26 protein-coding genes and 3 pseudogenes are annotated in these 24817 nt (G+C 42.9%); 13 read left to right on the forward strand and 16 right to left on the reverse strand.

Features of this window, described 5'->3' with window-relative positions; genetic code table 11:
- Positions 1-77: 77 nt before the first annotated feature.
- A complete protein-coding gene (locus tag FIU21_RS11670) occupies positions 78-1421 on the reverse strand; it encodes a virulence-associated E family protein (RefSeq protein ID WP_302051685.1) in 1344 nt (447 codons plus the stop codon).
- Positions 1422-1934: 513 nt separating this feature from the next.
- Between FIU21_RS11670 and FIU21_RS11675 the strand changes: the two genes are divergently transcribed.
- From FIU21_RS11675 to FIU21_RS11710, 8 genes and pseudogenes are all read left to right on the forward strand, one after another.
- Positions 1935-2237 carry a helix-turn-helix domain-containing protein gene (locus FIU21_RS11675; RefSeq protein WP_004364954.1) on the forward strand — a complete coding sequence of 101 codons (303 nt, stop codon included), beginning with the start codon at positions 1935-1937 and terminating at the stop codon, positions 2235-2237.
- Between the two features lie 12 nt (positions 2238-2249).
- Entirely contained in the window at positions 2250-2555 is a 306-nt protein-coding gene (locus tag FIU21_RS11680; RefSeq protein ID WP_004359048.1) for a helix-turn-helix domain-containing protein, read from the forward strand.
- A 279-nt stretch (positions 2556-2834) separates the two neighbouring features.
- Positions 2835-3158, forward strand: a complete 324-nt coding sequence (locus tag FIU21_RS11685; RefSeq protein ID WP_028899680.1) for an ArsR/SmtB family transcription factor — start codon at positions 2835-2837, stop codon at positions 3156-3158.
- Positions 3159-3218: 60 nt separating this feature from the next.
- The gene (locus FIU21_RS11690; RefSeq protein WP_004359044.1) at positions 3219-3659 is read left to right on the forward strand and encodes a nitrophenyl compound nitroreductase subunit ArsF family protein; all 441 of its coding nucleotides are present in this window, start codon (positions 3219-3221) and stop codon (positions 3657-3659) included.
- Between the two features lie 8 nt (positions 3660-3667).
- Complete coding sequence (locus FIU21_RS11695; RefSeq protein ID WP_004359042.1) at positions 3668-4375, forward strand: aromatic aminobenezylarsenical efflux permease ArsG family transporter; 708 nt, start codon at positions 3668-3670, stop codon at positions 4373-4375.
- Between the two features lie 33 nt (positions 4376-4408).
- On the forward strand, positions 4409-4642 hold the full coding sequence (locus FIU21_RS11700; RefSeq protein WP_004359040.1) for a thioredoxin family protein: 234 nt from the start codon (positions 4409-4411) through the stop codon (positions 4640-4642).
- A gap of 105 nt (positions 4643-4747) precedes the next feature.
- Positions 4748-4918 (forward strand): annotated as a pseudogene (locus tag FIU21_RS11705) (permease); the annotation flags it as partial.
- Positions 4919-5198: 280 nt separating this feature from the next.
- Entirely contained in the window at positions 5199-6713 is a 1515-nt protein-coding gene (locus FIU21_RS11710; protein WP_172891397.1) for a TonB-dependent receptor, read from the forward strand.
- Here FIU21_RS11710 and erm(F) read toward each other — a convergent pair.
- On the reverse strand, positions 6701-7501 hold the full coding sequence (erm(F), locus tag FIU21_RS11715) for a 23S rRNA (adenine(2058)-N(6))-methyltransferase Erm(F) (protein WP_004359035.1): 801 nt from the start codon (positions 7499-7501) through the stop codon (positions 6701-6703). The two genes, FIU21_RS11710 and erm(F), sit on opposite strands and share 13 nt — an antisense overlap.
- A gap of 193 nt (positions 7502-7694) precedes the next feature.
- Between erm(F) and FIU21_RS11720 the strand changes: the two are divergent.
- Both FIU21_RS11720 and FIU21_RS11725 read left to right on the forward strand, forming a co-directional pair.
- Positions 7695-8676 (forward strand): annotated as a pseudogene (locus FIU21_RS11720) (IS30-like element IS4351 family transposase).
- Positions 8673-8930, forward strand: a complete 258-nt coding sequence (locus tag FIU21_RS11725; RefSeq protein WP_004359029.1) for a hypothetical protein — start codon at positions 8673-8675, stop codon at positions 8928-8930. Before FIU21_RS11720 ends, FIU21_RS11725 begins: the two are co-directional and overlap by 4 nt.
- 218 nt (positions 8931-9148) lie before the next feature.
- Here FIU21_RS11725 and FIU21_RS11730 read toward each other — a convergent pair whose 3' ends face one another.
- From FIU21_RS11730 to FIU21_RS11765, 8 genes are all read right to left on the reverse strand, one after another.
- Positions 9149-9568: a plasmid mobilization protein gene (locus tag FIU21_RS11730; RefSeq protein ID WP_004359027.1), complete on the reverse strand. Its 420-nt coding sequence runs from the start codon at positions 9566-9568 to the stop codon at positions 9149-9151.
- 192 nt (positions 9569-9760) lie between these two features.
- Complete coding sequence (locus FIU21_RS11735) at positions 9761-10270, reverse strand: DUF3408 domain-containing protein (protein ID WP_004359024.1); 510 nt, start codon at positions 10268-10270, stop codon at positions 9761-9763.
- Entirely contained in the window at positions 10258-10572 is a 315-nt protein-coding gene (locus FIU21_RS11740; protein WP_004359023.1) for a helix-turn-helix domain-containing protein, read from the reverse strand. Before FIU21_RS11740 ends, FIU21_RS11735 begins: the two co-directional genes overlap by 13 nt.
- Positions 10573-10592: 20 nt before the next feature.
- On the reverse strand, positions 10593-10862 hold the full coding sequence (locus tag FIU21_RS11745) for a helix-turn-helix domain-containing protein (protein WP_004359021.1): 270 nt from the start codon (positions 10860-10862) through the stop codon (positions 10593-10595).
- A gap of 390 nt (positions 10863-11252) precedes the next feature.
- Positions 11253-11483, reverse strand: a complete 231-nt coding sequence (locus FIU21_RS11750) for a hypothetical protein (RefSeq protein WP_147331687.1) — start codon at positions 11481-11483, stop codon at positions 11253-11255.
- 42 nt (positions 11484-11525) lie between these two features.
- A complete protein-coding gene (locus FIU21_RS11755) occupies positions 11526-12011 on the reverse strand; it encodes a DUF1896 domain-containing protein (protein WP_004359020.1) in 486 nt (161 codons plus the stop codon).
- 55 nt (positions 12012-12066) lie between these two features.
- On the reverse strand, positions 12067-13350 hold the full coding sequence (locus FIU21_RS11760) for a site-specific integrase (RefSeq protein ID WP_036885754.1): 1284 nt from the start codon (positions 13348-13350) through the stop codon (positions 12067-12069).
- A 12-nt stretch (positions 13351-13362) separates the two neighbouring features.
- A complete protein-coding gene (locus FIU21_RS11765) occupies positions 13363-14616 on the reverse strand; it encodes a site-specific integrase (protein WP_004359018.1) in 1254 nt (417 codons plus the stop codon).
- A gap of 266 nt (positions 14617-14882) precedes the next feature.
- Between FIU21_RS11765 and FIU21_RS11770 the strand changes: the two are divergent.
- The 3 genes and pseudogenes from FIU21_RS11770 to arsB all read left to right on the forward strand — a co-directional run.
- Positions 14883-15695: pseudogene (locus FIU21_RS11770) on the forward strand (permease); the annotation flags it as partial.
- Between the two features lie 72 nt (positions 15696-15767).
- Entirely contained in the window at positions 15768-16196 is a 429-nt protein-coding gene (locus FIU21_RS11775) for an arsenate reductase ArsC (RefSeq protein ID WP_004365217.1), read from the forward strand.
- A gap of 12 nt (positions 16197-16208) precedes the next feature.
- Entirely contained in the window at positions 16209-17261 is a 1053-nt protein-coding gene (arsB, locus tag FIU21_RS11780) for an ACR3 family arsenite efflux transporter (protein WP_004359015.1), read from the forward strand.
- Between the two features lie 234 nt (positions 17262-17495).
- Here the strand turns inward: arsB and FIU21_RS11785 are convergent, their stop codons facing one another.
- The 6 genes from FIU21_RS11785 to FIU21_RS11810 all read right to left on the reverse strand — a co-directional run bounded on the left by FIU21_RS11785 (position 17496) and on the right by FIU21_RS11810 (position 24475).
- Entirely contained in the window at positions 17496-17912 is a 417-nt protein-coding gene (locus tag FIU21_RS11785; protein ID WP_004359014.1) for a hypothetical protein, read from the reverse strand.
- On the reverse strand, positions 17909-19204 hold the full coding sequence (locus tag FIU21_RS11790) for a site-specific integrase (protein ID WP_004359013.1): 1296 nt from the start codon (positions 19202-19204) through the stop codon (positions 17909-17911). Before FIU21_RS11790 ends, FIU21_RS11785 begins: the two co-directional genes overlap by 4 nt.
- A gap of 28 nt (positions 19205-19232) precedes the next feature.
- Positions 19233-20462 (reverse strand): site-specific integrase, encoded by a 1230-nt coding sequence (locus tag FIU21_RS11795; RefSeq protein ID WP_004359012.1) that lies wholly within the window; start codon positions 20460-20462, stop codon positions 19233-19235.
- A gap of 191 nt (positions 20463-20653) precedes the next feature.
- Entirely contained in the window at positions 20654-22111 is a 1458-nt protein-coding gene (locus tag FIU21_RS11800) for an IS4 family transposase (protein ID WP_172891275.1), read from the reverse strand.
- A gap of 443 nt (positions 22112-22554) precedes the next feature.
- Positions 22555-23388 (reverse strand): LytTR family DNA-binding domain-containing protein, encoded by an 834-nt coding sequence (locus FIU21_RS11805; protein ID WP_004359011.1) that lies wholly within the window; start codon positions 23386-23388, stop codon positions 22555-22557.
- Between the two features lie 76 nt (positions 23389-23464).
- Positions 23465-24475, reverse strand: a complete 1011-nt coding sequence (locus FIU21_RS11810) for a 2-oxoacid:ferredoxin oxidoreductase subunit beta (RefSeq protein WP_004359010.1) — start codon at positions 24473-24475, stop codon at positions 23465-23467.
- Positions 24476-24817 lie beyond the last annotated feature (342 nt).

Raw genomic sequence — 24817 nt, forward strand, 5'->3', positions numbered from 1 at the left:
CTTACTACACACTATTCTGTGATAAGTGATTGATAATCAGTATTACTTTGTAGTATAAGACAATACTACACATTCTACTACATTTGGCTACTACAAGTTTGAAGGAGCGGGCAGGGCAAGATTTTCCTAATCTTGTAGACATAGATGGGGCTACCACCGTTTCTTCGTTTGCTCACCTTTATGTATCCTGCTTTCTTCAAGGCTTCGCCCATCCGCTTGGCAACAAGTGGTTGGTGGGTATAAATACCCAAATAGGTGAGTATCTCCGTAGTGGTCATTAACGAATAACTTTCATCCTCCGTTGGCTTTTCAAAACAACGCAACAAAAGCTCCATCTCTGCAGTTTGTACTTGAAAGTCCTCACTCTCTCTGTATAGTTCGGCAATCTCATCATCATCAAACCAATAGCGAAAACCTGACTTTAACAGGGCTTTGGCTTCCGCATAAACATTGTTCATCGAGATCGCTTTTGCTCTCTCAATATCTATGGAAAGCACTTCAAAGGGCAGGAAGCGTCTGCTTCCTGTAGGGTCTGTAAGAAAGTCATTGCCGTTCACTGATGCCACAAAGCTTGACAAGTGGGGATGCTCCTCTACATACTTGTCGTAGGGCATGCGGTATTTGACCATCGGGCAGGTAATGAGGTTCTTCAGTTCGTTCTCATCCCGTTTGTTGAGGGCTTTGAGTTGGTCGTCGATGTTCACTATGAGGTTCTGTCCTATATAGGTGAGCGTGTCCTTCTCCTGCGGATATATCTTGCCTGTGTAGCTATAGCCATGCAATGCAGGTGGGCAGAGCAAATTCAAGAATGTAGTTTTGAACTTTCCCTGCTCGCCCGTCAGCACAAGGCAGGTGTGGTTACAGCACTCACGGTCGTCCATCGCATTGGCGACCACCGCCACAAGCCACTTGGTGAGATATTGTAACCACTTGTCAGAGTTGCGCACGACTACGCAACTTGCCAAGTGGGGAATGGCTTTCAGTGAAAAGGGAGAAATGCTACTTACATCCACCAATGGCAATCCCTTGAAATACTCCTGTATGGGGTTGATGCGTGGAGAGAAGCTGCTCTCGATGATAGAGTATAGATTTTCTGATGAGGTTATTATCCCGATGTCGTTGTCTATCTCCCTTCGGAGCGTGTTGATTTCATAGCGACCCACTTTTGAGAAATGAGCATCGTTCTTGCTTCGGTATTCGGTTCTTCCCAATACAGTGTTGTATCTGAACTCATAGCGAGAGGACAGATAGATTTCTATCTCACCGTTTTTTGAGGAAGTCTTTTTTCGCTTGGGCATATTGTTTCCTCCCTCCGATTTGCTTTTATCTGCATTCTTCTTCATTATATGCTTGGTTTGGTTTCTAAGAGTGAAGTTATGAAGAGAACTGGAAAGTTCCAAGCATTCAAAGAGTGCTTGCATGATGTTGCGTTCATTCGCAATAAAGTTCGCACGTTTTTTTGAGGAGACAGGAAAAGAAATGACTGATTTAAGCCCGAATTAAGTCAAAACAGGGGATAAAATAATAAGGAAAGACAGAGGTAGAAGTGTACCCTTTGCACACGTTTGCAGTATTCTGCACCGATATTGCAAACAATAGAATCCGCGCAGAAATAGGGTAGCGTTTGTCCATACTAAGAGTGTTACAAGGTGTCTCTTGAACGAAGAATGATTGAATAGGACATACACCGCCCTATCTTTGTTTCAAACGGACGGCGAAAGAAGAAAACAGGGAAAGAATGTGCAAACAGCTGCCGATAAAATGCGTTAGCTTTTCCTTCAACTTCCCGATGTTTCCCTGCTGTTCCCTGCTGCTTTGAAGTATGACAAACTCATTATACTTTTGCAGGCATAAACGTGCGATGAAACGCAGAACAGACAAAGGTGTTGTCAATACCAATAAGACAGAATTACAAACAAAACAATAATAAAACTATGGGATATTTTATCATTACGGATTCAAATTGGACAAGGCTCAGGAATGAGATTCTCAGCCTTGCCGAGACCTGCCACAAGGCATTCGGGGAACAGAGCAAGCATACCGATTGGCTGCACAATGGTGATGTATGCAAGTTGCTCAACATCAGCAAGCGCACATTGCAGCACTACCGGGATACAGGTGTACTTCCATTCTCTCAAATCGGGCATAAGTGCTATTACAGGCGTGAGGATGTGGAGCTATTGCTCCAAACTAAATCGGAGAAATCAAAAACGGACAAATCCATGAATAACAAATAAGGCGAAAGAACTATGGAACAAGTAAGAGATTTGAACATGGAGGCAGACGATATGCAGGTGGTGCTGTCCGCACTAAAAGGGGTAAGTAAGCGGATTAAGGAAGTGGCAAAGACACACAAACCGCTCTTTGGCGGTGAGCACTTTCTCACGAGTAAAGAGGTGTGCGAAAGGCTGTACATCAGCCCTCGCACCTTGCAGGACTATCGGGATAGGGGAATTATCCCCTACACCCAGTTCGCAGGAAAAATCCTCTATAAGGCCTCAGATTTGGAAAAGATGCTAAAAGATAATTATAGGGAACAGAAACAAGTGCCTTAGGATATTTAGATTACATTTCAAAAGTTAAACTAATAGCTTATGATTTCACAAGTACCCTGCAAGAAGGAAGCAGCTATTCCTATGGATTTGGAAACCATAAGATGCTTTCACATAGAATCATTAACAACTTAGACTTGCGACTATAGCATAGGATTACTACTTATATTTTTCTGAGATACAGAAAAAAAAACGATTTTCCCAAAAAATAACGATATTATTTGCATGTATCAGATATTGTTCGTAATTTTGCAAACAACAAACAATGATACATATAGAATAATGGAAGATAAACTGCACACAACAAATCTGGAACAGATAGCTCATTTTGCCAAAGCAATGGGACATCCAACGAGGATGGCAATTCTTGCTTTCTTGGCAAAACAAGATAGTTGCTTCTTCGGTGATATTCACGAAGAACTACCTATTGCCAAAGCAACCGTTTCGCAGCATTTGAAGGAATTGAAAGAAGCCGGCTTAATCCAGGGTGAAGTGGAAGCGCCCAAAGTTAAATATTGTATCAACAAGGATAATTGGCAAGCTGCGAAGAAGATGTTTGCAGATTTCTTTGCGCAACCCTGCAATAATAAGGGCTGTCGTAGGTGATTTTTTTTGAAAAATATGTTCGTAGTTTTGCGAATGACTAACAACAAAATATAAAAAGGTATGAAAAAGTGTTTATTTTTAATCGTGGCATGTTTCACCTTTATCTTTTGCAACATGAATGCAAAGGACGGAACAGACGCCCAGGCTCTAAAAAAGACGACGGTAAAGGATTATGTAGAAGTGTTGTATTTTCATGGGAAACAGCGCTGTGCCACATGTATGGCTATCGAAAGCAACACTAAAGCTACAATGAAAAAGAACTTCGCTGACCAGATAAAAAAAGGCAAGGTGACTTTTAAGGTAATAGACATCAGCAAAAAGGAAAATGAGAAGATAGCAGAAAAGTATGAGGTAACATGGTCTTCACTATTTATCGTTAGACATAAGAATGGAAAGGAAACATACAAGAATATGACTGAATTTGCTTTTGCTAATGCACGCAAATCACCAGATGTATTTAGGGCTGGTGTCGTAAAATCCGTAAATGAAATGCTGAGATAATGGTGGATATGGATTGGTTACAGACATTGCTGGATAACAGTTCCACGCCTATACTGACAGCATTTCTGCTCGGACTACTGACAGCACTTTCACCTTGTCCGTTAGCAACGAACATAGCAGCTATAGGGTTTATCGGAAGAGATATTGAAAACAGGAAGCGCATATTCCGAAATGGCCTGCTTTATACGCTGGGGCGAATTCTTTCATACACCCTACTTGGTGTAATACTGATTACTATTCTGAAAGAAGGTTCCAGTATGTTCGGCATACAAAAGACAATAGGAACGTGGGGGGAGCTTATACTTGGACCTCTTCTACTCGTGATAGGCCTGTTCATGCTTTGGGGAGATAAACTCAACCTCCCCAAGTTTGGATTCACTGGAAATCCGGAAGGTCTTGCCAGGAAAGGCGGCTGGGGTGCTCTGATGATAGGGGTTCTGTTCGCCCTGGCTTTCTGTCCCACCAGTGGCGTGTTCTACTTCGGCATGCTGATACCGATGTCTGCCACGACCTCGGCAGGCTATCTTCTACCCATGATATTTGCTGTCGCTACGGCTATACCGGTACTTGCTGTTGCATGGGTTCTCGCCTTCAGCGTACAACAAATGGGAAATTTTTACGGAAAGATACAGAAAGTGCAAAAATGGGCGAACCTTATTGTAGGCGTGGTATTCATCATCATCGGCATATATTATTGCTGGATAATGTATTTGTAAAATGAATTTAATAACAATAGTATTTTTACTAATATGGAAATAAAAGTTTTAGGGCCGGGTTGTGCCAAATGTAAATCAACCTACAATGTAATTGAAAAGGTACTTAAAGAGAACGACATCGATGCAAAACTCACCAAGGTGGACGACATCATGGAAATGATGAATTACAATATCATGACATCGCCAGCCGTTGTCATTGACGAAGTGGTAAAATTGAAGGGGAAGGTACCGACAGAAAGTGAAGTAAAGGAACTTCTGGGCATCTGATTGACAGAATATGTTTAACCACGAGCGGCAGAAACAACCATTATGGTACCTGCCGCTTTTTTTCAAGAACATTGTTCGTATTTAAGCGAACAAAAAAAGACTTCTATGATACAAGAATTTGCAGACAGGCTTGTTTACGGACTGCTCGGACTAAGTGCCGACACACCGATAGGAATTGCCGTAAACTTTTTCTTTTATGATACGATAAAAATACTTATCCTTTTGTTCTTCATCAGCGTATTGATGGGAATTATCAACGCCTACTTCCCAATTAAAGTAATGGGGGTGAATGTAATCGACTGATTACTAATAAAAAGCAGTATATATAATCTGATAAGGTGAACGACTAAGAAACGAGCGAGTTTCTTTCCCTTTCTTTATTCTGCAAAGTCTCAAAGAACTCTCTGTTTGATGTTGCAAAGATAGCGATATAATTCATATAAGCAAAGTATTTACGTTGTTTTTTCAATGAAAATCAACCTTAGACATTTCTAATTCTATAAAATCGCCATTTTAAGGTATTGCATATATCTATGAACAATGGTAATTTTGCAAAATGATAATCAAAAGAATTCTTTTAATCTTCATCATTCTACTTCTGCTGTTTCCCACTGCTAATGCTACTATTTTGAATTTAGTTGTGGGTGATACTATATACCCTACTCGAAAACATGTTTCTTCATTACATAAAACGATAGAACTCGATGAAGTTCAAGTTATTGGACAGCGGAAATTGTTTTCCATAAGAAAAGACACCACGTTTATCAATACTGATTGCCTTCGAGTAAGGAAAGGTGCTAACTTGGAAGACTTAATCAGGAATATTCCGGGCATGGAATACGACAAGGCGAACAGGCAACTATCATTCAAAGGAAAGTCATTGAACGGCGTAAACATCAATGGCGAGACCTTTATGGGCAACGACATTATCGCAGCGTTGGAGAATATGCCAACCGATGCAGTGGAACTACTGAAACTGTATGACATGCTCAGCGCATTGGAGAAAATGACGGGAGTAGATGATGGTGCCGACAATTATGTGCTGGACATCAAGACCAAATCTACCTACAATGGCAGCCTGACAGGAACACTAACGGCTGAACACGGCAATCGCGACAGACGCAGGGATGAGGTACAGGGCAATCTATTCAATGCCGATGGCGAAAACACCTCGCTGACTTTGCGCTCTGACAATCTTAGTAATATGAACATTGGGGGAAACAATTTCCAAAACATATTGTCGGGCAATATCGTGAAGAAATTTGGTAAGAAAATTACGCTCAATGCAAGCCTCTCACTCAATGCCTTCCACAATGGAAGCGAGAATCATGACTATGATGAGCAATATCTTTCATCGGGAACAAAATATCGGGAATCAATGCTGCTTTCCTTGAGCAAGAATCACAGTAATGCCGCAAACATAAATCTGCAGTATAACATAGACAAAAAGACTTTGCTGAATATAAGTGCAAATGGAAACTTCGGACGGTCAGACAACCTGACTGACAACACAACATACCTATATGAGCGCAATACGGCTGCGGACACGCTGACCTCGGGAACGCTGCGAAATAACACAAAAAGCAATGGAAAGAATTACCATGTATCTGCCGACCTCACACGGCGGATTGGCAAGGCTGGGGCATCATTTACCGTGAAGGCGACACTTGGCGGTAACTCGAATGAAACTAATAATACCAGCCTTTCACTGACGAAATTCCACCACCTGCGCAACGCTGTGGGCGGAGATTCACTACTGTTGCGCAATCTTTGCCAACAACTGCCCACCCTGCGCAACGAAAGCAGAATATCATTGCAATATACCCATCCTTTTGGCAAACAGTTGAAATTGCAGACAGGGTACGGACTGCATCACGAAGAGGATAGAAACACAAGCAACACTTACGACTATACTATACCGAATAGACCATACATAGATAGCCTAAGTTATGAGAACACACTATCTATATGTGGGCAGGAACTCACCCTGAGAATGGATTATAAGGGTAAGCAATGGAAGATAAACAGTGGCATTGATGTAGACCACCCGACTTTGAACTACGAAGGATGAAATTTTTCAGGGACAACTTCCAGCATTTCCAAAAAACAGTTTAACCATTGACTTGGAGACAAACAAACAATTTGAGCATTAAGGTTTAAACCGAATTTTTCCGAAATTGACCTGACCTGACTTTTCCTGAAAATCGACTTTAAAGCTGTTTTTACAGATAAATCAGGTTTCTCTAACAGACAGGAAATAAATGCTAAGTATTTGGCTTTAAACTTAAAATCAAAAAATAAGTGTTTTCTTTTAATGTTTAACAGGGCTGATTTGACAGTTGGCGGTGGCAAGAAACTTTCAGGACCTACCTCATAGACAAGTTTCAAATCAAAAAAAGTATGATAGAAAACGGTATATGGATTGTAAAGCTTCCTCGAAAATAACTTTTGTGTAGGTTCTAATTGAAGGATAATGGAACCTCCCAGAAAATTTCCAAGACTCTCAAACATCAGGATTTTGAAAATATCGGAAGTAATGCCATAAGGAATATTTGACACCACTTTGAAAGGAAATTTCGGAACTGCAAAATTCCTAAAATCACAACCGACAACTTGAACATTTCGGGCATCAGAAAATAATTTTCGTAAATGTTCAACCAAAGCTGTGTCGTTTTCAATAGCAACAACATTGTTGGCGATTTTTAATAAATGAACAGTAAGAAACCCCTTGCCTGCCCCAATATCTAAAACCGTATCCTGATTACTTATATTTGCTTGTCTTATTGCATCTTTTATTAGCACTTTATCAATAGTAAAGTGCTGACCCGTAAAACGAACGGGCAATTTCTTTTTTGTCATTAGTAACTTCTTACAGGTGAATACTTCTTGAGTTCAACTTATAAATGCAACTTTTTGGGTGCGGATAATAAGCAATAAAAACATTTATTTTTCAGAGAGGAAAGAGAGACAATGTCCCCCTTTCTCTCACTCTGAATGGATAAAGTTTGCTATCTTTGCTTTAATTGTCCGTCCAAAGAAAAAAAAGTTGCAGATGAGCAAACATATAACCGAGGAACAAAGGTATGCAATTTTCTATGATGTTGCAAATACCGATGAGCAAAAAAGCAATAGCGGAAGCTATCGGAGTAGATAAAAGCACTGTTTACAGGGAGATAAAGCGCAATTGCGACGCCCGAAGTGGTAGCTATAGCATGGAGCTTGCCCAGCGAAAAGCAGACAGGCGCAAGCAGCAAAAACATCGCAAGGAAGTGCTTACACCGGCAATGAGAAAACGGATAATAAAGCTGTTGAAGAAAGGATTCAGCCCGGAGCAGATTGTCGGCAGGAGCCGCTTGGAGGGAATTGCGATGGTATCTCACGAAACGATATATCGCTGGATTTGGGAGGATAAGCGGCGGGGTGGCAAACTGCACAAATATCTTCGCAGACAAGGTCGCAGGTATGCCAAACGTGGTTCTAAAAATGCAGGGCGAGGATTTATCCCAGGCAGGGTGGATATTGATGAGCGTCCCGAGATAGTGGAACTGAAGGAGAGATTTGGTGATTTAGAGATAGATACAATTATTGGTAAGAACCACAAAGGTGCCATTCTTACCATTAACGACAGAGCAACAAGCAGGGTCTGGATACGCAAGTTGTCGGGAAAAGAAGCCATCCCGGTAGCTAAGATTGCAGTATGGGCACTGCGGAAAGTGAAAAACTTAATACACACAATTACGGCTGACAATGGAAAGGAGTTTGCAAAGCACGAGGAAATTGCGCAAAAATTGGAAATAAAATTCTATTTTTGCAAACCATACCACTCATGGGAACGTGGTGCCAATGAAAACACCAACGGGCTTATCAGGCAGTATATCCCAAAGGGTAAGGACTTTAGTGAAGTAACCAACAAACAGATTAAGTGGATTGAAAATAAACTCAATAATCGACCTCGTAAAAGACTTGGATACCTCACGCCAAACGAAAAATTTAAACAAATTATTAATCAGAATTCTGTTGCATTTGCAAGTTGAATTCAGCTTATAATAAGAAAGGAGATGAAGAATTTACTTCCCAACAGGACATTTTATTCCCTAAAGTGTTTGATGTTGATGGCATGCGAGTTTTTATTTATTGGAAACTTCCACATCCTGTGGAAAAGCTCTATCCATATGTTGATTACAAAATACGGAAAATTTCAAAAGATACGTTAGTTATAGGGGATTATACAGACTTTGTGTTTGTTAATGGTCATGGTAATGCCCCAAATCGGGAATTGTCAAAATAAAAAAATAATAAATGTGGGGTAATACTCCAAATCGGGAGTTATTGAAATAATTATCTGATTATCAATGTACTTTCCAAAAGATAAAGTATTAGGGCAGAGTGGAAAAATCGTTGAAACTGGTCCTATGTAATCGTTCAAAGTGACCCTTTTGTATCATCCAAAGAGGGATTGGACATTCGCGGTACGATACGAGTATGGGTGTTATGATTTATCAGCATTCATTCTTCTCTACTCCCAAAGGATTTTGTCAGTTGTACTGCTTGCTGTTGTAGTCTGATGAGAATTTGGGAATAGGTTTCGAGTTTGCCGAGCAGTTGTTGAGCAGTGGCAACAGAATGATAAGTATTGAGGACTTTCACGACTTCGTTGTACAGAACTCCTATCTTATGAGCCAAGGCAACGATTTCTGAGAGTTTCTCCAAGTAAGGTTCTTTTGCAGGGTCTTGGGTGATGACCTTAAAAGATTCACCAAGAAGCCTTGCTCGGACAAAGTCGCTCTTTGTCTTTGCTCCCGACTTGCGATAGAGTCTGATAAGTTTCTGCTGGTCTTCGGAATTAGGTATTCTGATGTGCCATCTGTCCCATCGTGGGCAGGTGGCACATCTGCCGTCTGGCTTCTTTTGTTTTTGCTTCTTCATTGCTTTCTAATCACGACTTTGGAGTGATTTAATCCCCTTTCGGGGCAAGGGTCTTTGTGGTACAAATGGCAATTTGTGGTACAAAGACACACCTTGCTGATGTAGAAAATGGGATTATAAGCCCCTGCTGTGTTACTGCATTCATTGAATACAGTAACTCGGCGTAGGCTTGCATTCGAGGAATGCAGTAATTCAGAGTTTCCTCCATCTTTCCACATCTTCCTTGTATTGGTCGAGGTGTTCCCGCAGTACCTGTTCGACATATCCCGAAACGCTCGCTCCATGCTCACCGATTCTCCGCACCACGAAGTCTAACTTTCGTTGGGTTTCCTCTGATACATACACGGCTTTGCGGTGGCTGTTGCGAAAGGGCTGGAGATATTTCCCCTGAAACTCGGATAATTGCTTTCTGTCCTTTGTTTTTCCCATTCTTTGATGAAATTCTTCGGTAGAAGTAGCCCTTTCTGTTGGCGACAACGCTGTTTCTTGATAGGACGGTTGAGAAAAATCCTTGTTACTCTCCTTGTCATTTTGTTCCTCAACTTTATCAACAGGCTCAAACCTTCTCTTTTCCTCTTCATAATCGAAGGGCTGGTCAAAATCGGGTAACTCTTCGGGCTTGCGGAGCTTAACGCCATAATTTCCCATATCTCTAATGGCTTGTTCCAAGCGTTGTTTCCTTTTTTCATCTATTCTTGCCATAATTTCTTGGGTATCGGGTTATAGTGTTTTTCAAGCATGGCTTGTATGTCGCTCTGCTTGTAGAGTATCTTCCCTCCGATTTTGTAGAAAGGAAGCGTTCCTGAGTTTCTGTACTCTTGGAGCGTGCGTGTGCTGAGCCGTAATTGGCTGCAAACCTCCTCACCCGAAAGGTAAACCTCACCATTCAGCATCGGACGGGCGGTAGAGCAATACCGCTCCAACTTCTTCAAAGTGCCTTCCATCAGTTGTGAAAACAACTGCATCTGAGGGTCTTCCCGCGTAATGATTTCATTCTCTGCCATAATTCATTCATTCTTTGATTTCAATCCTTGACTGCATTCAGCATTTCACAGATGTCGGTCTGTTTGTAATAACACTTATGTCCAATCATGGAGAAAGGGATTTTGCCCGTATCTCGGTATGATTGTAGGGTACGCTTGCTGATGCCTAAACGCTTGCACACGGCTTCGTTGTCGAGCCATTGCTCGGTCTTGGGAGGATTACCGATGAGTTTTTCCACACGATGGATAAAGTCTGCAAATTCGGAGCGATGTCGCTCCCACGCTTTGCGGTCGATGATAATGAGTTTCATTGCCTTAATTTTGTTTTGATTACTTTATTGTTACTCAGCAAACAAACTGTTATGCAGTCCATTGCCGTACTTCTCGGGTGCAAAAGTAACCCCTCGGAAGCACCACTGCAAGAAATGAGGATAAGCAGGGAAATAGAGAGAAAGCAATAGAAAAACAAAGGAAATCCGTCTGTGTTATTGCGGTAATGAGATGAGGTGCCGGCTCGTTCCTTTTATTATCTTGTTGTTTTATCGATAATTCGATAGTTCGACAAATCGAGATGTCGAAGTGTCGATAGATAGTTTTATCGATAGATTATTTTGACGATATATAGTTTTGACAACAGATAGTCATGACAACAAATTGTACAAACAATAGATTGTCCGTATTATCGTCAGTCCTATCTGTTGTTAGTTGTTACGCCTTGCGTCCAAAGAGCCTGAGTATGCCGTATTCTTGTCGTGCCTATACTCTCTACGGCAGCCCAGCCCTGCAAGGTTGGGAGAGATGAATACGACCGCATGGATATAGAAAATGGCAATACCACCTTGAAACAGAGAAATCCTGCGGTGGAGATTCTTCTCTCCATCCGCAGGACTCGACCTTGTCAGGGCAGACAGGCTGCCGTTGTACCTTTGCACGATAAGAAACGGCATCAGGAACTTTGCGTGCGCCGCCTTTGCCTACAACGCCTTCAGGCTTGCTTCCTCCGTCAGTCTGACCGTTGGCAGATTGTTGCTCTCGATGAGCAGCACTATCGTGCCTGTCAGTTCGGTGTAAAGACGGCCGTATTGCTCGTCAGAAGCCAATGTGTCCGTCAAACCGAACTTGTCGAATGTGGCTTGAACAGCCTTGTTCGACAACAGTATAGGTACGAGTTTCTCTGGGAGCGGTGCAGGAAGTTCCCTTTCAAACTCGTTTTCCAACACGGATATAAGCGTATCGTACTTGGAAAAGTGCAAGCCTTGATACAATGCCTCGCTTGCCATGCTCTCCGCTTCAATGTGTGTAAAGCCTTGTGCTACAGCATCGCAGTAAACTGTGAGAGCCATATCTGCCCGTGCAGTGATAAACTCCGTATCTTGCAACTTTTCGGGGTGATGCTCACTCATGTAACTTCTTAACTTCAATCGGAAGTAGGAAAGTTCCTTTTTGTTCTTCTGTTTCATTGTTTTTCTTGTTAAAAAGTTGGACTTCTTTTTTTTGAATCATTCATTACGGCTGTTACATCCCAATTATGGGACTTGACTTTTTCGGTGTTCTTGACGGACACAGCCGTAAGGCTTTACGCAGTACCCTTGTATGCTCACTACCCATCAGGGGTTGCATTTCCTTGGCAATCTTGCTCTTGGTCACCCGTGCATAAATCTCGGTCGTGGAGATGAAGCGATGCCCCAGCATCTTGCTCACCGTCTCTATCGGAAGTCCGTTCTCCAGACAGATGGTCGTGGCAAAGGTGTGCCGTGCGGTGTGCGAGGTCGCTTGAGTATGCGGTAGCAGTCCTGCCTTAATACATATCTCCTGAATAGTTCTATTGAAATTACTGTTGCTGGGAAACTCTCGAAAGAAAAGCCCCTCCCTTCGTCCGTGGCTCACAATGGCGAGTATTTTCTCGGCAACGGGCAGCAACGGGACAATACTTCTGTTCTGTGTCTTTGTTCGACAGAGCGATATGTACCTACGCCCATCCCCGAATGTATAAACATCGTCCATTCGGAGTTTCTTTAAGTCTGAGAATGCCAGCCCCGTGAAACATCCCAAGAGGAAAATAAGTCTGCAATGGTTATCTGTCGAGCGGTGCGGACGGTAAGCCAAGAGTTTTTGCAGGTCGTCCGCCGTAAGTGCATTGCGCTCGTAGGTAGGCGTTTCTATGTCTATGAGTTCAAAAGGGTCTTCACGAACGTATCGCTCCTGCAATGCCTTGCGAATGACCTGATGCAAGTGGCGTAGGCGGTTGCCGACACTGCTTTCCTTGTTTCCCAAGTCCCGAAGCATAAAAAGGCGATAGTCCTCAAGCAAAGTCTTGTCCACCTCTGTGGGCATACAGTCTGCCCTGTCCCTTACTTGCAGGAAATGAACAAAACTCTTGTAGCTGTCCTTAAAAGCCCTGACAGTTGCCTTGCTTAATGTTCTGCCCTGCAATTCCTCCTTGTATTCACAAACGGATTGATATAGCTCCGTAAGTGTTGGCATGGGGCGACTTTGCTGCATATAACGCTCCTTGAGGTATTCCGCCGTGATATAGTTTTCTTCCCTTAATGTACGTTCATAGAGTGAATGCAAGCACTCTTCTATTGAGTTCAGTTGCAGATTGATGCCGCTTGAATTACCTGTTGTCGCCTTGATGCACCCTTTTCGGGCAAGCCACTCGTCGGGGGAAGTTTGCAACTGCGTGGAAAACGATGAGGACGTTCCATTACAGGTGATACGGCAACGGATTACGCATAGTCCGTCTTCATTGGTCTTGCTTCTATCTATGTAGAATAGTATGGCAAATGTACTTTTCATTGTTCTGCGGTTTTAGTTGGTCAGTTGATAATGTGCGAGTTGTGGAAGTATTTTCTCTATGTCCAGAAAGACACGCTCGGGAGATGTCTCCGCATACACTTGCGTGGTTTTGATTTGACTGTGTCCGAGCATTTTGGAAACGCTCTCAATGGACACGCCCTCCGACAGTGTCATCTGAGATGCGAAGGTATGCCGTGCCATGTGATAGGTCAGCGTTTTCTGAATACCGCAAAGCCGTGCTATCTTTTTGAGGTGTATGTTTACCGTGTCGCATCCGGGTATGGGCAGCAGATACCCCTTGGGCGGTTCGTGTCGGAAAGCCCTCGTGTGAATGCCCCGATAACGCTCGATAATGGCAGTGGCTTCGGGAAGTAGGGGGATGTGGCACACGTTGCCCGTCTTTATTCTCGGCTTGCGTATCCAAGTCATTCCCGCTTCGTGAAAGACGTGCTGCTCCGTCAAGTGATACACGTCGGTATAGGAAAGCCCCGTCAGGCAGGAGAAAAGGAACATATCCCTCGACACTTTTTCATAGCCTTGCAATTTATCTTCTCCCAAGGCTGCGATAAGACCTACCTCCTCCCTTGTGATGTAACGTGGAGTACCCACTTCCCAACGAATGGAATGGTTGATGAAGGGATAGGTGTCAATGATGTGCCGTTTATGCAGGTCTTTGAGCAAGGAAGCCAGCATGGAGAGATAGCCAGCCGAAGTGTTGAGCTTGAATCCCTTTTCTTTGGCGAAGTAGTCCTCCAAGTCTTTGATAAAGGCGATGTCGGCTTTCTGCACGGGAATATCCTCCACACGGTAGCGATACCTGACGAAGTTTGCCAGATGCTTGTGAAAGAGCAACAGGCATTTTAGTCTGCGTTCGCTGCGGTCTATGCCCACACGCTCACGGAAGCGGTCGATATACTCGTCTGTATGATGCAGCAGTCCTTGTGACTCACTGTTCAGTCCGAATACAAGCTCCCGTACTCGCTCTGCCGTGATGGGAGCATCGGATTTACCCGAAAGAGACTCATAAACCTTGTGTATGCTCACCTGAAGGCGGTCAAGTTCCTTGTTTACCGATACGGCTTCGGCACTCTTGCCCAGCAGTCGGTTTTTGCGACTGTCCCACAAACGAGGAGTACACGAGCATTTGCAACTGAACTGTACCATAGAGCGTCCTGCGCTGATGCGTCCCATGATGGGACTTTTTCCGTTTTTGTCCTGCGTACCTCTCTTGAGGTAGAAAAGCAGCTTGAATTTTTCTTTTTCCATTGTTTTTTACTTGCAAAATTACACTTCTTTGAGGAACTTTGAACGATGCAAAACATTGATAATGAAAGAGAAAACACCGTTTTAGTTACCACTTTCAGCCGTCCTTTTCCTTTCATCGTTTTTCGAACGATTTGGTAACTGAACTCCCTCCTTTTCGCTCCCTTTTCTGCCTGTTTCCTATGATGCAACCCTAAGAAGAAACAAGCAATATCCGCTGTATTTCAGTCAGATATGAGTTTTATGCCATTTTCTGCTTTCTACTCCCATACTTCCTTATAGAACGTTTGAGAAAATATCTGGTTACACACAATATGTACGGATTGCAGTACTTGCTGGCTTCCATATTCGGAGCGGTCACTCCTTTCTGTTCATGTTCTTCCATTCCTCTGTTTATCGGATTTGTAAAGGGCGGCATTCCTTTGGGCGTAACATTCGCATTTCTTATCACATCACCGTTGGTAAACGAGGTGGCTGTTGCCATGTTCCTTGGCTCCTTCGGATTGAAGGTGACTCTTATCTACGTCATCAGCGGCATTCTGTTAGGAGTAATAGGCGGTATAGTACTCGGTCGCATGCGCCTTGCTCCTTATCTGAGTGACTGGGTAAAGCAGATGCAGGCAAATTCATCCGCTCAGGCAGGGGAATGGGAAAAAGACCATACCACCTTTACCAAGAGGCTTCCCACTATTATCCGTGATGCATGGAAAATTGTCAGTGGTGTACTTATATATATTCTGATAGGTATAGGTATCGGTGCTTTCATGCATGGCTTTGTTCCTGAAGGATTCTTTGAGCAATACATGTCAAAAGACAACTGGTATGCAGTTCCTTTGTCTGTTATACTTGCCGTACCGATGTATGCTAATGCCGCAGGTATCGTCCCAGTAATCGAGGTATTTGTAGCGAAAGGCATTCCCATCGGAACGGCGATAGCCTTCATGATGGCTGTCGTTGGTCTTTCCTTGCCAGAGGCAACACTGCTCAAGAAAGTAATGACATGGAGACTTATCGGCATATTCTTCGGCACTGTGACGTTTTTCATCATCTTGTCCGGCTATCTGTTTAATTATATTCTATAATATGTAGAAGCTCCTTCCAAAAAGCATTCAAACTATATAGTAAGTCAAATCCCCAAATTTAAAAATAAAAAGATGAAAGTATTGATTCTTTGTACAGGAAACAGCTGCCGTAGCCAAATGGCTCATGGCTTTCTACAGTCATTCGACAAAAATATAGAAGTGTATTCTGGTGGAACGGTACCAGCGAAACAGGTAAACGCCAAGGCGGTGGAAGTAATGAAAGAAGCCAGAATAAACATTGCCTCACATGTCCCAACACATGTTAACACCTATCTTGACAAGGAATGGGATTACGTAATAACCGTTTGCGGTGGTGCAAACGAAAGTTGTCCTATGTTTACAGGTAAAGTAAGAAACAGGCTGCATATAGGGTTTGACGATCCCTCGGAAGCAACCGGAAGTCCCGAGTTTATTAACAGTGAGTTCCATCGGGTACGGGATGAAATTAAAGCCTGTTTCTATGACTTTTACCTGAACGAATTAAAACCACAATTAAAATAAATAGATATTGTTATGGAAAAGAAACAAGGAATTGGATTTTTTGAAAAATACCTGACTGTCTGGGTTGCCTTGTGCATCATTATTGGAATTGCCGTGGGACAATGGCTTCCGGCAATTCCGCAAACATTAAGCAAATTTGAATATGCCAACGTGTCTATACCCGTGGCAATCCTGATTTGGTTAATGATTTATCCGATGATGCTAAAAGTAGATTTTCAAAGTGTTAAGAATGTCGGCAAGCGTCCGAAAGGAATAATAGTCACTGGCGTTACAAATTGGCTGATAAAGCCATTTACCATGTTTGGAATTGCTTATTTGTTCTTCTATGTGGTTTTCAAAGCCTTTATACCTGCCGGATTAGCCGAAGAATATCTAGCCGGGGCGGTATTATTGGGGGCTGCACCTTGTACAGCTATGGTGTTCGTGTGGAGTTACCTTACTAAAGGGGATGCCGCTTATACACTGGTACAAGTGGCTGTGAACGATTTAATCATATTGGTAGCGTTTGCCCCTATCGTTGCTTTCTTGCTGGGAGTTGGCGGCGTATCTATCCCATGGGACACTCTGTTGCTATCCGTAGGGCTCTTTATTGTGATACCACTTGCGGCTGGGGTCATTACTCGAATAATGGTTATCCGCCGCAAAGGTGTGGAGTATTTCAACAATATATTTATTAAGAAATTTAATAATTACATGGTAGGTGGGTTGCTATTAACACTTATTATCCTGTTTTCATTTCAAGGAGAAACGATACTGAACAATCCCCTGCATATCTTATTGATTGCTGTTCCGCTTGTGTTGCAAACGGTTCTGATATTTTTCGTTGCTTACGGTTGGTCGAAATGGTGGAAATTACCCCATGATGTTGCCGCACCTGCCGGAATGATTGGGGCAAGTAATTTCTTTGAATTGGCGGTTGCTGTAGCTATTTCTCTTTTTGGTTTACAATCTGGGGCTGCATTGGCTACGGTGGTGGGCGTGTTGGTCGAAGTTCCGGTGATGTTGATGTTAGTAAGGATTGCCAATAACACACGACATAATTTCACAGAGACATATCATTCTTAGAGGCAATTGCATAATAAGAAGATATAATAAAGGTAAGATACCTAAATATTATGCCCCCAAAGGGCTAAACGGCTCTCAGTTATTCCCATATAAGATAGAATGTAGTCATAGGGTAGTAATTTTCATTTCTTGTTCTAACTACATTATAACCCTTTTTCTTTCACTGCCTTATCTCTTGTTGTAGTAAGTAGTAGGATAATATCGGTGAAAGAAAAAGGAAATCAATACAGATTATCAGTTATCCGTGCTGCCAAGCAGAAATATCGGTGTTATCACGGATGCAGGTTTCTGCAACCTCTCACAGAGATACTTCCTGAACAAATGCGCTTCTGTGCTGTCCAACTGAAAAGACAGGGCAATGATGATAGGAAGCGGATAGAGCGGAGCATAACCTTTTAGTTGTTCGTTTACATAAATATCATCCTCACCTGCACTCCTTTCATCGGGATGCAGGTTAGAAAATCTCATCAACGCTTGCAGTCTATGGTTAAGTTTACTCCACGTTACACCGAAGAACTTCGCAAGTTCTCCCTCCGTCATGGTTATGTCTCCGTTTCCTTTTCTGACAACCTGCATATTGCTGCCCCAATCAAAGATACTGCGATGACAGGCAGTGTTTGTTACGGCTTTTAAGTTATCGTTTGCTTTCATGCCGTTTCCTCCATTTTATAGATTGATACCTCCGAAGGTTCACAAGCCTCTCTCTCCATAGTTTCTTTATCCTTTGCCGATTGTTTGGCAATAAGCCTGTCCATATCCTCCGAAATCTTGTTGTCCGTTACCTGCGCATAAATCTGCGTGCTTGATATGGAAGCGTGCCCCATCATCTTGGCTATACTCTCAATAGGTATTCCTGCACTTAGGCTCATCGTACCGAAGGTATGCCTTGCAACATGGTACGACAATCTCTGTCTGATACCGCAAGCCTTGCCAACAATACTCAGTCTGCCGTCTATCACGCTCCGGCTGCACTCACGGGGAAAGATATGTTTTTTACCTTTTTCTTTCACCGTCTGCTGTTCTTCATTCCCTTTCTGCTCTTCCAGACAATGGCGGATAATAGCCTCTGCTATCGGGTGCAATGGTACGACAAACTCAACCTTTGTCTTCTGACGCTCCTTGCGGATATACTTCCGCCCATCCGCTGCCGTTTGGATATGCCTGTATTCCAAATTTTCCATATCAGCGATAGCCATACCTGTGAAGCAGGAGAAGACGAACATCAGCCGTGCCAATTCCGATTCTCTGTCGTTCATCGTCATTGCCATGAGTTTCATTACATCGCCCTTTTGCAAGAAGCGTATCTTCTTTTCCTCCTTCTCATACTTGGCGTTCTCAAAGGAATTGCAGCGGATAATCCTGCTGCTCACCGCACGAAACATCAGTCGGCTCAGCCAACAGAGATTGGTATTGACAGTCGATGCTTTCAGCCCACGCTTTTTTAGGAAGAAACGGTATTCCTCGAACAAACTCTCCGTAATGGTGACGATAGATATGTCTTGTACTCCTTTGTTTTCGATAAAATCTCGGAGATTTTTATCAGAATAGTAAAGGTTCAGATAAGTCCCCTCTGCCCTTGACTTTCCAACGCTTTCCTTGACGGCTTGCAGTTCCGCTTTGCTCATTGCAAGGAGCGTGGTGGGGTTAGTGGCAATGCCTTGCAAACTGTTCTTGATAAGTTCCACACTTACCACTCCGTCCCTCGTCAGTATGTCCCGATAGGTTTTTTCTACCAATTCCCTGAACTCATTGATTCTTTGGTTGGTCTTCCTATTGGTTGTCAAACCCTGTTTGGAGTTCCACTCGGCAGGCTGGCACTCTTCGCCTGTGGTAATGGCTGTGTTCTTTCCGTCTATGGTGATACGGCAAAGAATGGCGGTATTGCCGTCTGCCTTAGTTTTCTGTCTGTTGATATAGAACAGTATCTTGAATGTACTTCTCATAATGATTTTAGTTTTAATATGTCTATTGCTAAATACTCATCTGCATATCCTCCGTGAAAGAAAGAAAACGATTAAACTCCTCAAAGAGTTTTTGGGGTGTAACCTTTGCATAGCGTTCAGTCATGCTTATGTTCGAATGTCCCAGCATCTTGCTCACCGTTTCTATTGGCACTCCTTGCTCAAGCGTGATAAGCGTGGCAAAGGTGTGTCTTGCCGTATGTGTGGTAAAGGGAAACGATATGCCTGCACGAAGCCGCAGGGCTTTCAAACAGATCTGATAGTTCTTGTACTTGATACAGGGGAGTAATGTTTCCCTTCCATCGCTGTGGAGCTTCTCCATCAGCCTTATGGCTTCGGGCAGCAGTTTGACACGACAAGGCACACCTGTCTTGTGGCGGTTGAACTTCAGCCAAAGGCTACCCTCGTCGTCACGCACAAGATGGGACTTGTCCAGTTCCATCAAATCACAATAAGCAGCACCTGTATAACAGGCAAAGAGGAAAATATCCCTTGCAGTTTCCATTTCCTCCTCCAAGTCCTCAAAGTTGAGAGCCTTCAATTTGTCTAATGCTTCCTTGTCCAATGCTTTGGGCAGTCTCTTGTCGCCCTTGCTAATTTTGGCTTTGTCAAATAGAAGTACATCAGCCAATCCCTCACGGTAAGCCAACCTGCATACCGTCTTCAAATGCGTGGCTGCATTATAGAATGTGCTTTCTTGAAAACCGCACTCACCTAAGAAATACTGCCCAAACTCATAGATAAAGTTCTCTGTGAGCTGTGAGAAAGCCAAGTCTGTCACCTTGTATTTCCGTTGAATAAACTTCTGCAAATGAATTCGGGTAGAGTGATAGCCGTGTATGGCTCCTTCCTTGATGTCTATACCAACATGGCTTTCCTTCTCCTTAATGAGCATATCCAGCCTTTCAATGAGCATGCATCGTGTCTGTACGCTCCCTTGGAACAGCTCTTTCACATCGGCTGCATCAAATAGGCAACCTTTGGATAGCAGAGATTGATAAGCCGACTGAACAGACAACAGCAGATTTTCCAATTTACCGTTTATCTCCACCGCCTCACGACTCTTACCATCCATTCTGCTCTCTCGTGGATTCCACAAGTCGGGGTTGCAGGAGAGTTTACAACTGAACTGTGCAATACTCCTTCCAAGTGTAATACGCCCCATGATGGGAGCCTTGCCCGACTTGTCAAGACCGCTCTTTTTGAGGTAGAGCAACACCTTCATTTTCTCTTGTTTCATACGCTTTAATTTTTATGGGCAAAGTTACCCGAATTAAAGCGTTCCTCACTTATGCAGAAAACTGCCGACCGCAGCAACAGCCACACGAGCGAAAATAATTCAGTTACTAAAGTTTCCCACCCCTCTATTTCATGGGTATTTCAACCAAACTGCTTTGCGAATACCCATGAACGTGAGCCGTTAACACTTGTCTAAAATATGTTTACGGTTGTGAGCTTTTCTTGTTGCCTGTCTTCCAATGCTTGGACCATAATCTCAAAGTTGTTCCGCATTGCTGAGTCGGTGACTATTAACTGCCCTATCTCACTAACAGAGAACCCAAGAACGTCACAAAGAGCAGCAAGCAATCTCTCTATGCAATTCAGCACACGATGCCATAACGTAAGTGCCATGACATCATCTTCCATGTCAGCAAACAATTCACCCATGGTCTCATACTCTGACATCCGTTTTTCTAACGACATCACGATATATGTAATGTAGCAGAGCGTTGCATCAGCAATCTGACCATCAAAGTCTCTCCCCATGTATGAGCCGAGTCCGAGATGTCCTTTTGTCTCCTTGTTGACCACTTCAATGTTCCATCGTATCTGGTATAACTCGAAGGCACGCACAAAGCTCATCGATAGATCCGTACTAAGCATGATGTTCCAAGTCTGTCGACGCCCATATTTAATCAGGTATATCCTGACTGGTATATTCCCCAGACAGCCCCTCAACTCAATGTACTGACACTTGTACTTCCGGCAGCATTTGGTACGTCTTGCATACATTGCTACGAGCTCAGCAGCATTGTGTCGCTTATTCTCCACAAAGTACTTTGTCTTTCCCATCTTTGCAAGACCAATGTAGTGTATAGCTCCGTTGCCTACTCTCCTGATTTCCTCAATGAACTTCTCACAGGCAAACCAACTATCCGCCAAGGCATAATGGGGATGAATACCTCTCTTCCACATGCGCTGGAGCATCCTTATGGCGGAGTCCATCTTGCTCATACCGCATTCTTGATTCCGCTCATACGCTGGGCTCTCTTTCATGCGTCTCTTGGAGAATCTGCTGCGGAGTGCCTTCTTGCCAAGTCCGCCGTCCCCTTTCTTTCCTAATTCCTCATGGATGGAGAAGTCGAACGGCAGAGAGGACTTACCATCGAAGAACAGGCACAAAAGAAGCTTGTAGCCTAAGACATAGTTCATTCGTACATGGTCGAAAACCTTGGTAATATGCTCAAACTTCCTACCAGTCTTTTCCAAGGTTGTATCGTCAAATATAACACAGGAGTTCTCGCTCTCTGTCTGAATGCCATTCTTACGGAGAATGCATTCAAAACGAAGAACAGTATAGCTAAGCAAACGACGCCAATTCATTGCCTGCCTGACCATCATACGATAATAGCAGTTCTTTCCAGTGGTGAGAAGATGGTAGAAATTCTTCTTGTATATGGAGTGTATCGTCTCACCATTAATACGGAAAAGACAAAGGGAAAGAATCTGTTGAACAGCAGAGATACCATCGTGTTTCTCCAAAGAAAGCCTACAGAGCAGACGTCCAAAACCAAATTTTGAGAAAAGTGAGAGAATATCGCTACTCATCTTACTTTTAACACTTAAAAGCTTGGATATCTCGCTTAAATTGTCTAATTTTGCATCCATAACAGTTACTCTTTAATTTGTTGATAATCAATGTAATAAAGCACTACAAAGTTACCAATAATTATTGAGAAACTGTTATTTTAAGCCAACTTTTTGAGGGTGGGAAACTTTAGTTCAGTTACCGAACATTACTTCATCGTTACCTATGACGAAATCGGGTAACGCTTTGGTAACTGAACTTCTGCCTAAATCTGCATATTCCTACTCTTTACGAATTGTGCAGTATTATGCAAATAACTCCATTTCTTGCTCATTATCAGTCAGTTTACACCAACTTCTACTTTTCTTCCTTTTCAAGGATTAGTTGCACTTCAATTAGGCGTCTTTTAGAACCCAAAAGAGCATGGATTAATTTCGAGGTGCATGAAAATAGTTTACAAATATCTATTGATAAGGGAATAAGCTGTTTGTAAAAAATAGAAAAACATGCTAATGGATAGATATTAACCAACGAAGTGGCGGAGGCCGGGAACAAAGGTGCGGGAGACTGGAATGAAGTCATCACAACCTGAAAGACGAAGTTGATAACCGTTGGAATTGCCTTTTGCAGAAGATATGTTATTGATATTCACAAGGAAGGAACGGTGACACTGAAAGATATTATCGTAAGGGAGGTCATCTTTCAAGGCTGTCAACGTAGAACGAAGTTCGGTTTTTTGTATCTTACCTTCTTTTAGATAACATACGCAGACATTGTTTTTTCGGGCTTCAATATAGAGTAGATTGTTGATAGGTAAGGTAAGATCGGTTCCACGCAGGTTCTGATCATGCAGCGTGATAAGGATATCCTCCTGCTCATCCGTAGTCTTCTTTATCATTTCTTCCAGTCTACTATTCAACATACGGTTATAGTTTACCAACGTAAAAATAGCCGTAACGATTACCCAAACAAGGAAAGTCCAATAAAAGAATATACTGAATAGCCGCCATGTTAATGGCATCTGGAAGAAGAAAGCAGCATAGAGCGTCATAGAGATTGCTATTGCCAACTCAATAGCAATACTATAAAGAATTATATAACCATTGGTGATTGGGACATTTTTTCGTAATGGTCTTTTGAAGAAAAGGAAAGCACAAAGCCATTGAACGAAGATAGTCATGACACCAAAACCAAGACACATCAGGAATGTATTACCCCGATACTGGCTGATTCCAAAGGGTTGTAGGAGGTAAAGAAACAAAAAAATGCCAACTCCTAACGCAACACTCGTGCGCCAGGAAGTGGCATTTGTCTGTATCGTACACCTGCTATGTAGAAATGAGGTTAGTCTACTCATGATGTCTTAAATGGTTGGTTGTCCACAAAGTTACATCTTTTCCTCTTTTCGTGCAAGTGTATTTCGTCTTAAAATTTTACTCTTTTACTTCCCAAATATCGTTGGTTTCGAGCATCTCCATAAAGGTATGGTAATGCTTCTGCGCCTTCACCTCTTCTATCTGCTGATTGACAGCAGCGTCATAGGTAGGAGCCTCAACGTCACGGATAACTCCGAGGGCTACAGGGAAGCCGTCTTCGTTGCTCATCATTGCGAGTTTCAGCTGTAAGGTATTATCCTGACTGTGAGCATCATGTACGAGGATATCATCGCGAGTAATACCATTCTCACCGATTTTAACCACCTTCAAGCCAAAGCCTTCTTGTACAAGTCCAAACTCTTGGTTGGGACCGAAGATCAATGGTTCGCCATGCTTGACATAGATAGCATTCTCCTTACGACCTTGTGAGGTATAGACTGAGTTGTGACAACCATCGTTGAAGATAACACAGTTTTGTAAAATCTCACACACGGCAGCACCCTTATGCAGATAAGCAGCCTTGAGAATTTCAATTGTCTCGGTATTATCGCTGGCAACACTACGTGCAAAGAAGTTGCCACGCGCACCGAAACAGAGTTCTGCTGGGCGGAATGGGTCTTCCGTAGTACCATAAGGACTTGACTTAGAGACGAAGCCACGTGGACTGGTTGGTGAATACTGTCCCTTCGTTAGACCGTAGATACGGTTGTTCAGAAGAATCATATTCAAATCCACATTACGACGCATCGCATGGATAAAGTGGTTACCACCGATAGCAAGTGCGTCACCATCGCCCGAAACCTGCCAGATGGTAAGGTTTGGGTTGGTCACCTTTGCCCCAGTAGAGATGGCTGCTGCACGACCATGAATGGTCTGCATAGCGTATGTATTAGCATAATAAGGTAATCGGCTTGAGCATCCGATACCACTGATAACGGCTGTTTCATAAGGTGGAACACCTAACTCTGCCATTGCTTTCTGCAAGCTGGCAAGGAAGAAATGGTCGCCACAGCCAGGACACCAACGTGGTTGTCCCTTCTTAAAATCTTGTGCTGTATATTGATTCATGACTTTTATTTTAATTCAGAATTCACTGTTTGTAATTCACAATTCAGAATTCATAATTCACAATTATGATTACTTCTATTCGCTTGGGGCTATTAACAAGCATCTTGTCAACTCGTAAACTCGTCAACTTGTAAACTCATTAAATCCTTAATTATGATTACTTCTATTCGCTTAGAGTTATTAACAAGCAACTTGCTAACTCGTTAACTCGTCTACTTGTAAACTCATTAAATCCTTAATTATGATTACTTCTATTCGCTTAGCTCTTAACAAGCAACTTGTAAACTCGTTAACTCGTCAACATGTAAACTCATTAACTCATCTACATGTAAACTTCCCAAC

It is taken from the genome of Prevotella melaninogenica (assembly GCF_013267595.1).
In the GTDB taxonomy this organism is placed as follows: domain Bacteria; phylum Bacteroidota; class Bacteroidia; order Bacteroidales; family Bacteroidaceae; genus Prevotella; species Prevotella melaninogenica_D.